The sequence below is a fragment of the uncultured Negativicoccus sp. genome, assembly GCF_902480485.1.
Classification (GTDB): Bacteria; Bacillota; Negativicutes; order Veillonellales; family Negativicoccaceae; genus Negativicoccus; species Negativicoccus succinicivorans.
Genome location: NZ_CABSTC010000041.1, coordinates 1 through 12085, shown reverse-complemented (window position 1 = coordinate 12085; position 12085 = coordinate 1). Strand labels below are relative to the sequence as shown.

The 12085-nt window shown below is 50.6% G+C and carries 10 protein-coding genes; 6 read left to right on the top strand and 4 right to left on the bottom strand.

What is annotated here, in order from left to right; translation table 11 throughout:
• From RDN69_RS04530 to RDN69_RS04515, 4 genes are all read right to left on the bottom strand, one after another.
• Window positions 1-604 (bottom strand): AMP-binding protein (locus tag RDN69_RS04530; protein ID WP_353867021.1); only part of this gene is annotated, 604 nt, incomplete at its 3' end.
• Complete coding sequence (locus tag RDN69_RS04525) at window positions 597-1727, bottom strand: thiolase family protein (protein ID WP_024049273.1); 1131 nt, start codon at window positions 1725-1727, stop codon at window positions 597-599. The genes RDN69_RS04530 and RDN69_RS04525, both read right to left, overlap by 8 nt.
• 1 nt (window position 1728) lies before the next feature.
• The gene (locus RDN69_RS04520; protein WP_024049272.1) at window positions 1729-2250 is read right to left on the bottom strand and encodes a biotin transporter BioY; all 522 of its coding nucleotides are present in this window, start codon (window positions 2248-2250) and stop codon (window positions 1729-1731) included.
• Window positions 2247-2765, bottom strand: a complete 519-nt coding sequence (locus RDN69_RS04515) for a hypothetical protein (protein ID WP_273260780.1) — start codon at window positions 2763-2765, stop codon at window positions 2247-2249. The genes RDN69_RS04520 and RDN69_RS04515 overlap by 4 nt, the downstream gene beginning before the upstream one ends.
• A gap of 165 nt (window positions 2766-2930) precedes the next feature.
• On the opposite strand from RDN69_RS04515, the gene RDN69_RS04510 reads away from it, so the two are divergent.
• The 6 genes from RDN69_RS04510 to RDN69_RS04485 form a co-directional block, all read left to right on the top strand.
• Window positions 2931-4601, top strand: a complete 1671-nt coding sequence (locus RDN69_RS04510; RefSeq protein ID WP_273260782.1) for a nucleoside kinase — start codon at window positions 2931-2933, stop codon at window positions 4599-4601.
• 23 nt (window positions 4602-4624) lie between these two features.
• A complete protein-coding gene (locus RDN69_RS04505) occupies window positions 4625-8191 on the top strand; it encodes a DNA polymerase III subunit alpha (protein ID WP_273260784.1) in 3567 nt (1188 codons plus the stop codon).
• The gene (locus RDN69_RS04500; protein ID WP_024049268.1) at window positions 8192-8995 is read left to right on the top strand and encodes an electron transfer flavoprotein subunit beta/FixA family protein; all 804 of its coding nucleotides are present in this window, start codon (window positions 8192-8194) and stop codon (window positions 8993-8995) included.
• Complete coding sequence (locus RDN69_RS04495; protein ID WP_024049267.1) at window positions 8992-9987, top strand: electron transfer flavoprotein subunit alpha/FixB family protein; 996 nt, start codon at window positions 8992-8994, stop codon at window positions 9985-9987. The genes RDN69_RS04500 and RDN69_RS04495 overlap by 4 nt, the downstream gene beginning before the upstream one ends.
• 1 nt (window position 9988) lies before the next feature.
• The gene (gene pyk, locus RDN69_RS04490; RefSeq protein ID WP_273260788.1) at window positions 9989-11749 is read left to right on the top strand and encodes a pyruvate kinase; all 1761 of its coding nucleotides are present in this window, start codon (window positions 9989-9991) and stop codon (window positions 11747-11749) included.
• A gap of 76 nt (window positions 11750-11825) precedes the next feature.
• The coding region (locus RDN69_RS04485) for a peroxiredoxin (protein WP_288218291.1) at window positions 11826-12085 on the top strand (260 nt) is incomplete at its 3' end.

The window sequence follows — 12085 nt, the reverse complement described above, 5'->3', positions numbered from 1 at the left end:
ATTCCTCTTGGAGAATGTGCCACCAGCGGCGCGGTACATACGCGGAAATCGTACGGGCAAACCCGCCGGCCCAAAACACACAGACAAACGAGTTGAAATTCCCGGTAAAGCTGAATGAGCCATGGAAAAATAAGCGGGATTTTTCATTAATTCCAAAAATTTTATTTTGAATGGGGAAATAGTCTGTCCAGCTGTGTTCTTCCCGCCAAATAAGTTTGGGCAGCCCCGTACTGCCGGACGACAGAATACCGAATTCCGCCGCGGCCGGAATTTTTGTCACGTCAGATGGGCCGATGGTACCGTCGAAAAGGCAGAGACCATTTGACTCGGCAATATTTAGCACATCTTCCGCCGGCAAATCGGGATGGCAAAGGACCGGTCGTAAACCGGCTTTGCGTGACGCTAGAAAAAGCAACCATTGTTGCGCGGGATCCGTTTCTTGAATAAGGACGCCGCTGCCGGACGGAAACGGTAAATTTGCGGCAAGCGCGTCGATTTCATGAAGCAATTCGGCATAAGTATACCTTTTTTCATCGACTTGCAGCGCTATTTTTTCCGGACATGCTTTAGCCCAGTGGCGGAGGCGGTGAATAAAATTACTCATGGCAACGCTCCACGATTATGGCGCAACCTGTGCCGCCGGCGCCGGCGATGGCACACAGTCCGTAACGACCTTTGATAGTATGCAGGCGGGCCAGCAAGTGGGTCAAGATGATGGCCCCCGAGGCACCGTACGGATGACCGTAGGCCAACGCGCCGCCGAGCGGATTATACCGATCGACAAGTTGCGGATACGAACGCGTAAAGAGATAATCGATGATTGCAAACGCCTCATTCCATTCGATTGTATCCATATCGTCCATTTGCAAATGAGCCGCTTGCAACGCTAATGTACTGACGTGTTTTACACCGAGCGGAGACAGTAAAGGATCACTGGCGCCTTGCGCGACCGCAATGATTTTGGCAAGCGGTCGTAAGCAGTACCGTTCAATTGCTTCTTGACCGGCGAGCATGGCAAACGCAGCCCCGTCATGAATCAGGCAGGCATTGCCGGCTGTAATGTGTGTACCCGGACCTAAGAGCAACGGTAAACGCTGCAGAAGTTGCAAACGCATGCGCGGTCGTAAACATTCATCGCTCGCCAATTCGGGCACCGATACGAGCCAATCCTTTAACGTATTTGTTTTGGCATTGGCCAATGCTCGTTGGTGGCTTTGCAATGCCAACTCGTCCAGTTCTTCGCGTGTCGCGCCGAGCGTTTGTACTGCTCGCTCGGCACCGCGAAGCATCGCGTCGGCAGCGATTTCACCGGGAGAAAATTGCGCCGTCTTGTAAGAACCTTGGCGTTCATCATTCGGTGCATAAGTGCGAAGGGGTTGTAACGACGCGCTCTCCATACCGCCGGCAATAATGATCTCATGAATACCCGCAGCAATTTGCGCATATCCGGTACTGATGGCGGTCAAAGCGGAGGCGCATTGCATATCGAGCGTCCACGCGGGTATGCTTTCAGGCAGTTCGCTGTAAAGCGCGCCGAGTCGCGTGAGGTTTCCGCCGGTGCCGACCGCATTGCCGCCGATAATCGCATCGACATGCGGGCGATTGGCATCATTCCACAGCTTTGTCATTACGGCCGCTGCCAATTTTTCCGGGGGTGTATAACGAAGACTGCCGCCGGAAACGCCAATCGGCGTCCGGCGGCAGTCGACAAGATAAACTTCGCGCATATTACACTCGAATCTTTAAGGCAATGAAAGCGGCGACAATGGTTTTTAAAATATCGCCCGGAATAAACGGCAAAGCACCTGCTACGATGGCCGGCCAGAGACTCATATGCAGTACGATCATCATGCCGAGCACACCGCCGATATAGGTAATCGGAATACCGATGAAGACGCCTGCCGCCACGTAGTGCCAGAACGAACGCACCTTACCTTTGAACATGCTGACTAAAGGATAGGCAACTATAAATGCAAAAATAAAACCGCCGGTCGGACCAAATACCTTACCTAAACCGCCAACACCGCCGGTGAAGACGGGCAATCCAGCCGCACCGCACAAAGTATAAACGACGCACACAATCAAAGTTTGTTTCGGCGGCAATAAAAAAGCGGTCAAGTTAAAGACCAAGGTTGTCATGGTAATCATGGCGGGGGTAAACGGTAAGGGGATGGCAATAAAGGCGGCTACAAACAGAAGCGCGACCAGCAAGGCCATTTTAGTTAAATCACGTGCTGTTAAAGAACTCATTTTGCAACTCCTTTTTTAAATGATAGTGTAAAGGCAAGTCCGAATGCTGTATACGCTTGTACCATCGTGCCGTCGGTTATTAAATAAATAAGAGTATTGCTTTTTACGGCATGATGGAAACGCATGTCGCAGGAAACTACAGCGCGGTGATCCTGAAGCCAGGCGGTCAACATCTGATATCCCGGCACCACCGGACAATTTCCCTGATGGATCGGATTGGTATCATCCATAGCGTCGACAAACGCATGTACTTCATCGGCGCTAAACGAGCGCCAAGGCGAAGCGTTTTGCGGAATCGCCTCCGTGTGCTCCTCGTGCGGATGCGGTGCACCGGCAAGCAAGGTCATCACGAGCGTACCTGTTGTATCGCTGACCGTGACGGTAGCGGCGTTACGGCGCGTGCGAACCTCGGCATGAGAAGTGGCCGGCGTCAGCATCAGACGCAAGCGACCGATAACAACCTCCGCGGTAAGACCGGTTTCCAAACGGCAAGCTGTTTTATACAATGAGTGCATGCAGATCTCCTTTACGTGAGATATTATAACGAAGATTATGCAAATAGTCAACAAATCAAAATATAATAGTTTACAATAAAGCTAATCCATTACGCGCATGCATTGGCTAAAAGTTTGCGTGTTATAATAACGGTAAACAAGCGAAACGAATGACGGGAGGTAAAAATGCTTACACTACAATATCAGGGGCAAACTTTGAAAGTACCTGAAGGCACCACCGTGGGGACGGTCTGGGAAAGCGTTAAGGAAACGGCTCCGGACGCAGTATTCGCATTGGTGGACGGGCAGACGCTCGATTTTACGACTGCTTTGGAAAATAACGCCGTCATCAGTTTCGAGACATTGCAATCCGCTGTTGGCAATCGTGCATATCAGCGGACTTTGATTATGCTGATGTCTATGGCTGTTCGTGAATTGTATCCGGATGCCAGAGTGCAGATTGAACATTCCCTCGGACGAGCTTTGTACGGGCAGATCATTCAGAATCGACCGACGACGCTTTCGCAAATACAAAAGATTGAAGATCGGATGCATGAAATTGTGCAGGAAGGTCGACCGATCATTAAACAGACGGAAAGTAAAGAGGAAGCGATCGCCTATTGTCGAAAAGTGGGGCGTTTGCGCGCAGTAGAACGTTTGCAGGAACTGTGTCCGGAACGGATTTATCTCTACCGTTGCGGCGATTATGTTGATTTTTACTTCGGCCCGCTATTGCAGGGTATGAATCGGGTAAATGTGTTTGATATCGTCCATTACGCGCCTGGATTTTTATTGCGTTTTCCCAGTATTTATTCGGCGCACACTTTGCCTGAGTATGTGGAATTGCGTGAGTTTTCACGCGTCTTTTTTGAAGCGACGAGCTGGAGCGAACAGGTGGGTTGTCGCTATGTAGTGGATTTAAATCGCGCGATTGCCGACGGTCGCATCAAAGATATTATTGCCATGGCGGAAGCGCGGCATGAAAAGCAGTTGGCGCAAATTGCCGACCGCGTCGCTGCCAGTCGCCCCGGTATTGGCTTAATCACTATCGCCGGGCCGTCTTCGGCGGGGAAAACGACCACGATGCGGCGCCTGATGGTACAAATGCAGGTTAACGGTATTCAACCGGTGATGATTTCTCTAGACGATTATTTTTATAGTTTAGACGATCGTCCGCGGACAGGAAATGACGAAATCGATCATGAATCCGTTGATGCGTTGGATACGACGCTTTTAGAACGGCAGCTGACGGCTCTTTTAGCGGGTGAGCCCGTAAAACTTTCCCGCTATGACTTCGTGCACGGTAAGCAATATTTTGCGGAGCAAGAAACTACCTTGCCTCCCAATCAGCCAATTATTTTGGAAGGTCTGCATGCGTTGAATCCGAGCGTTTCGCGTGCCGTTCCTGCGTACCAGCGGCTACATCTTTACCTGGGCGCATTGACGCAGTTGACCATCAGCGATCACAATCGCATTTCCACTACGGATACACGTTTATTGCGTCGTATGGTCCGTGACAATCAGTTTCGTGCGCACAGCGCGGAAGAGACGCTGAAAATTTGGCGTAATGTACGATTTGGCGAAGAATCCTATGTTTTTCCTTTCCAGGAAGAAGCGGATATTATTTTTAATACGGCGCTGTTGTATGAACTCCCGGTACTTAAGGTATTGGCAGAGCCGCTTTTAAAGGCGATTCCGAACACTTCACCGGTAGCCAATGAAGCGCATCGTTTATTGGAGTTTTTAAGTATTTTTCAACCATTGAATCCGGCGATGGTACCGTCGAATTCAATTCTACGTGAATTTATCGGTACGGCGGGACATGATCAATGTGTACCGCGGACATTGATGGTGTGACCGGTATAGGAGAGGAGGCGACCATGACACCTTTTGTACATCTGCATACGCACACGGAGTACAGTTTGTTTGATGGGATCAGTCGCATCAAAGACTTGGTCGCTTACGTCAAAGAACTTGGTCAGGAGGCGCTGGCCATCACCGACCATGGCGTTATGTACGGTTCAGTCTATCTGTATAAAGAAGCGTTAAAGCAGGGGATCAAGCCGATCATCGGGTGTGAAGTATATGTGACCGAGCGGGAGCTCGGCGCGCAGGATTTAGGCGGCAAAGAGAAGCTACGTCATCTGATTTTGTTAGCGGAAACCAATGAGGGCTATCGTAATCTGTCAAAGCTCGATACGATAGCCAACACGGTCGGGTATTGGCGTAAACCGCGTGTGAACCGCGCAGCGATTGCACAATATGCGGACGGCTTGATTGCGCTGTCCGCATGCATTAACGGTGAGTTGCCGCAAGCATTGCTGGCCGGCGACGAAGCAAAGGCACGGGAAATCATCGAATGGTATATTCAAACATTCGGTCGTGAAAATTATTTTATTGAATTACAGGATCACGGATTACCGGAAGAAAAAGCGGTACGTGAATCACTAATTGCATTGGCACGTGAATACGGTGTCGGTGTAGTGGCGACCAATGATTTCCACTATATTCAACGGGAAGATGCCGGTGCCCAAAACGTGCGCCTGTGTATTTCCACCGGACAAACGTTAGATAATCAGACCTTCAAGTTTGCCAATGACGAGTACTATTGTAAGTCCGGCGACGAGATGGCGGCGCTTTTTTCCGATGTTCCCGAAGCCCTCAGCAATACGGTGGCTATCGCGGAGCGTTGCCAAGTCGATTTTGTATTCGGTGAGCATCACTTGCCCGCGTTTCAGGTGCCGGAAGGATTTACCGCGCAAACCTATTTGCGCAAATTGTGTGAAGAAGCACTGCCAACGCGTTACGACGTCATCAGTAATGAAGTCAGAGAACGGTTGGAGTATGAACTTGGAATCATTGAAAGCATGGGTTTCAGTGACTACTTTTTGATTGTCATGGATTTTATCGCCTATGCGCGATCGCAGGATATTGCGGTAGGGCCGGGGCGCGGCTCGGCAGCGGGCAGTATCGTTGCTTACTTATTGGGCATTACCAATCTCGATCCGTTGGTACACGGGCTGCTGTTTGAACGCTTTTTAAATCCGGAGCGTATCAGTATGCCGGATATTGATACCGATATCGGATATAAAGGTCGTGCGGATGTCATCGACTACTTGGCGCGCAAATACGGCTCCGAGCATGTCGCACAAATCATCACGTTCGGCACGATGGCGGCCAAAGCGGTTGTGCGTGATGTCGGGCGTGTCATGAATTTGCCTTACCCCGATGTGGATCGTATCGCGAAGATGATACCCGGCGGACCGGGCGTGACGCTTGCAGATACGTTGGAAAGCGTGAAGGAATTTCGGACAGCTTATGACAGTGAGCCGCAAATTCATCAGCTTATCGATTATGCGTTGGCATTGGAAGGATTGAGCCGTCATGCCGGAACGCACGCGGCAGGGATTGTGATCAGTAAGGATCCCGTTGCCGAACACGTACCGTTGCAAAAGTCTGCAGATGATTATTTGCAGACGCAATATGAAAAAGATACCGTAGAAGAGCTCGGCTTGTTGAAAATGGATCTTTTGGGTTTACGTAACTTGACTGTGATCCAGGAAACCGTTGAATTGATCCGAAATAATCGAGGTATCATCGTGGATGTGGATCATTTACCCGAAACCGATCCCGAAACCTGCGCGATGCTTTGCGAGGGCGATACCGTCGGCGTATTTCAATCGGAATCATCCGGATTTACGGCACTTTTAAAACAATTACGACCGGAAGGGTTTGCCGATTTGATTCCGATGGTAGCACTGTATCGTCCGGGACCGCTCGGTAGCGGGATGGCGGAAGATTTTATTCGCCGTCGTCACGGCGATGCGCAGGTGGAATATCTGCATCCGTTATTGGAACCGATTTTAAAAGAAACGTTCGGCGTTATCTTATATCAAGAACAGGTGATGCAAATTTCGTCTGTCCTTGGCGGCTTTACTCTCGGTGAGGCGGACTTGCTGCGTCGTGCCATGGGCAAAAAGAAAGAAGACGTCTTGATGGCGCAGCGCGATAAATTTTTAGCAGGGGCGGAACAAAAAGGCATCCCTACCATGATCGCTAATCATGTTTTCGATCAGATGGTGTATTTTGCGGGTTACGGTTTTAATAAATCACACTCCGCCTGCTATGGATTGATTGCCTGGCAAACAGCTTATTTGAAGGCACATTATCGGCCGGAATTTATGGCGGCGATGATGTCGAGTTATAAAGAAAACAGTGATAAATTAAGCCATTATATTGCCGACTGCCGTCTGCACGGTATTCGTGTTTTGGGGCCGGACATTAATCAAAGTGCGGTCGATTTTACGGTGGAAAAAGAAGCGATTCGCTTCGGCCTTTCCGCGGTCAAAAATGTGGGCGACGGTCTGGCGGAAGCGATTGTCAAAGCGCGCGAAAATATTTTGCAAGAAGAACAGGCAAAGGGGGACACACCGGTCGGTTTCCGGTCACTGATTGAGTTGGCCGAGCATGTAGCAGTCAACAAGCGCGCTGCCGAATCCCTGGTTCGTGCCGGCGCTATGGATCATTTGGCAGATGCGGAAGGAATTCATCGCGCTCAAATTTATGAAGCGGTACCGGAGGCGATTCGGATCGGCACAACAGAGCGGGAAAATGCCAATTCATTGCAAACCGGATTGTTTGATGACATTCCGTTAGCTACACCGACACTGACCTATCCGAATGTACCTGCCTGGGATCTTGCGACGCGTTTAGCCGGAGAAAAGGAAACGCTCGGTTTTTACGTGAGCGGCCATCCTCTTTCTCCGTATGAAGAAATTTTACGCAAGGCAACACCCATTTATGAATTACGCGAAAACGGTGAGACATATGATCAGCGAAAAGTATGGATTGGCGGCACAGTAACGGCTTTACGCCGACTTTTGACGAAGCGCAATGAGCAAATGGGCTTTGCCACGGTGGAAGACTTCGGTGCGAATATCGAAGTCGTGGTTTTCCCTAATCTTTGGGAAGACGTCTCAGCGTTGTTCGCGGTGGATGCCTCTGTTTTGATCGAAGGTCGGACGCAAGCCAATGAGCGCGAAACAAAAATTATTGCGCAGGCGGTGTATCCGCTGGAACTGGTCGCCAATCAAACTGTCGTGGTGCCGGAATGGGATACGATGAGGCCCGCCACGCTACTTGGTGAAGCGCAGTCAACGACCGCCACCTCGAACGCACCGGTCTCTGAAGTGCCACTTGCGGACGATAGGGTGCCTAAGGCAATTGATTTGCACATTGATGCGGCGCATGAAGGTGTTTCGGTGAGCCAAGCGTTGGCAACCATTTTAACGACGCATCACGGAACGATACCGGTTACGTTAATTGTGGAACGAACCGGTCTGACGGTACCCATGAATGAAGCGTACTATATTGATGGCAGTCGTGAAGTCATTACGCAATTGCAAGCTCTTTTGGGAAACACCAAGGTTGGAATAAAGGAGGCTTAAATGCAGATTTTAGTGTGTGTAAAGCAGGTACCGGATACGTCGCAGGTCAAGCTGGATCCTAAAACAAATCGCTTGCAACGAGCCGGCGTGCCGAATATTTTGAATCCTTTTGATGAGCACGCAGTGGAAGAGGCGCTCGCGTTAAAAGACAGTTGTGGCGCGACCGTCACGGTCATTACAATGGGACCGCCGCAAGCAAAGGAAGTGCTGAAAGAGTGTTTAGCCAAGGGTTGTGACCATGCGTATTTAATCAGTGATCGAGCATTCGGCGGGGCGGATACGTTGGCGACGGCGTATACGCTGGCGACAGCGATTCGTACGCTCGGTACTTTTGACTTAATTTTTTGCGGGAAACAGGCCATTGATGGAGATACGGCGCAAGTGGGGGCGCAAATTGCGGAAATGCTTGATTGGCCGCAAGTCAGCGGAGCCGTAGCTTTTACTCTGAAAGGAACCACGGCACAAATCGTACGCGAGCACGAGGACGGCTACGAGACGATAGAAGTAGAATTGCCGGTATTGGTGACGACTACTAAACATCTGAATACACCGCGCTATCCGTCACTCCGCGGGCTGATTGCAGCACGCACGGCGGAAATAAAAACGCTCACGGCGGCGGATCTGCCTGTTGAACCGGAACGAATCGGCATGGCCGGTTCGCCGACGCAGGTGCGTCGTGTGTATACGCCGCAAGGTCACAGCCATGGTGAAATTTTTGCTGATTTGCCCGAGCAACAAGCGGTGCAGGCTTTGCTCGCAAAACTCAAAAAGCGCGGTTTCCAGCGCCAAGGAGGTGCCCAATGAACGAACAAGCACGTCACCTTTATGTTGTCGCGGAGCATTTTGAAGGAAAGTTGCGACCGGTCACCATGGAACTGATCGGCAAAGCGCACGAATTGGCGGAAGCGAGCGGGGAAAAAGTTCATGCCGTGCTCATTGGGGAAAATGTAGAAGACTTGGCGCAAGATCTCATCGCAGTCGGTGCAGACGTGGTGCATTATCTGACGGCGAGTGAATTAAAAGAATATTCGACAGAGGGATACACTTATGCACTCGAGCGGCTGTGCCGTGAAGTCCAACCCGCTGCGATTTTAATCGGAGCCACACACAACGGGCGCGATCTGGCGCCGCGCCTTTCGGCGCGACTGCAATGCGGTGTCGTGGCCGACTGCACCGATATTAAGATGGACGCCGAAACGCGTTCGTTGACATGGACGCGTCCTGCGCTGGGAGGTAATATTTTAGCGGATATTATTTGCCCAAAACATCGACCGCAAATGGGGACGGTGCGACCGAACGTATTTCCGAAACCGGTACCGGACTCCTCTCGTAAAGGACATGTTGAGAAGCGGGCGATAGAAATTCCCGAAGGTACTATTCGCACACGTCGTACGAATTATGAGCAGGTACCGCAGGAAGAGGTCAATCTCGAAGATGCGGAGATTATTATCAGCGGCGGGCGAGGCATGGGATCGGCGGAAGCGTTTCGCAAGCTTCATACGCTGGCTCGGAAATTAGATGGCACGGTCGCGGCTTCGCGTGCGGCCGTTGATGCCGGTTGGGAACCGTCCATTCATCAGGTCGGCCAAACGGGTAAAAATGTCGGCCCAAAAATTTATTTCGCCTTCGGTATTTCCGGCGCGATTCAGCACCTTGCCGGAATCAGCGGCGCGGATATGGTGGTTGCGATCAATAAAGATCCGCAGGCCCCGATTTTCCAGCGCGCCGATTATGGTATCGTCGGTGATGTCCATATTGTTTTAGAAGAAATGTTGGCGCAACTCGAGGAGGACTGACATGGATTCGGTGATGTCCAAACGTACCAAGATCGTTTGTACCGTAGGACCCGGCACTGACGCACCGGGGGTACTGGAGCGTATGATTGCGGCCGGTATGAATGTGGCACGGTTCAATTTTTCGCACGGTACACATGAAGAGCAGGGGCGGCGTATGGACGCTGTTAAAGCAGCGTCGGAGAAATTAAAAACACCGATCGCTTTGATGTTGGACACCAAAGGACCGGAAATGCGGCTTGGTTTTTTTGCTGAAGGCGCAACCAAACTCGTACAGGGTACGTCTTTTAGCCTGCTAAGTGAAACCGTTCTCGGCGATGAACATCAGGCGACTGTTTCCTATCCGGAATTATGGAGGCAAACACGTCCGGGGCAGTCTATCCTGCTGGCGGACGGATTGGTTCGTTTGCTGGTTACTAACGTTGAATCCGGTAAAATAACAACGGTGGTGGAAAACACCGGAGTTATCAGCGATCGGAAACGGGTAGCGTGCCCTTCACTGCCCGTGCTGCTGCCGGCACTTTCCGAGGTCGATAAAGAGGATCTGCTGTTTGGCGTCGCAAAAGACGTTGACTATGTGGCAGCATCGTTTATCCAACGCGCGGACGACATTGTTGAGATTAAACGATTTCTCGAACAAGCGGGCGGCCGCCATATTCGCGTTATTGCCAAAATTGAAAATGAAGAAGGCTTGCGCAATGTCGAGTCGATTATGCAGCAGGCGGACGGCATGATGGTGGCACGCGGCGACTTGGGTGTGGAGATTCCGCCGGAACGTGTACCGCTGCTGCAAAAAGAAATGATTTCTCTTTGTAACCGATTGGGTAAGCCGGTCATTACGGCCACCCAAATGTTGGAATCGATGATTGTTAATCCGCGTCCGACTCGTGCGGAGACAAGCGACATTGCGAATGCGATTTTGGATGGTACCGATGCGATTATGCTCAGTGGTGAAACGGCAAACGGTAAGTATCCGGTGACAGCAGTGGAGACTATGTTCAAAGTGGCACAGTATACAGAACGCAGTTCGCTGTACCAACAACGTCCGCGGCCGTTGCCCGACGAAGCGGCGGTGACCACAGAAGCCATCAGTCAGTCTACGGTAACGATTTCACAAAATTTACATGCGAAAGCTATTTTAACAGCCAGTGAATCGGGACGTACGGCGCTTATGGTTTCCAAATATCGTCCGGACTGTCCGCTTGTTATGGTTTCTCCGCATTTGTGTTCATTGCGTCGCGCAGCTCTTTACTGGGGTGTCACACCGGTTATCGGCGAATCCACAGAAGATACAGACAGGATGGTCAATATGACGGTTGCTGCCGCCATGCGTGCCGGTGTCATTGATGATGGTGACCTGGTTGTTATCACTGCCGGTGTTCCGTCCGGCAAAGAGGGCACCACAAACATGATTCGCGTTCATGTGGCAGGACAGGTTCTTTTGAAAGGAATGGGCGTCGGTAACGGATCCGCTACTGGAAAAATAGTTTTGGCGAAGCCGCAAAATATTCCCGTATTTCAGCCGGGCGATATTTTAGTTGTCGACACGATGGATGAAAAGATCGTGCCGTATGTGCAGCAGGCCGGTGCGATTATTGCGGTGGAAGAAGGCTTGACCTGTCCCTCCGCCGTGATCGGACTGGAATGGAAAAAACCGACGGTAGTGGGAGTAAAACAGGCGTTGACACGCTTGCTGACCGGGGAACGGGTAACGGTGGACGCGGCGCGCGGTTTTATTTATCGTGGTCGTGTTAATGCCAGATAAACGAAACTTTGACACGCTTATATCACTTGTTTATAATAAACTTGTTCCGTAACTATACATTAATTGGGGTGAAATCATGGCAAATTTAGAAGTTGGTGCACAGGCTCCTGCGTTTACGGCACTTGCCGATAATGGGCAAACGGTAACAAAAGACAGCCTCAAAGGACAAAAAGTGATTTTGTACTTTTATCCCAAAGACAAAACACCCGGTTGTACTCTTGAAGCACAAAATTTCCAGCGCCATATCGGAGATTTCCAAAAGTTAGGTTATGCCGTGTACGGTATCAGTCGAGATGATTCGAATTCGCATCAGGATTTTAAAGCGAAAGAACAGTT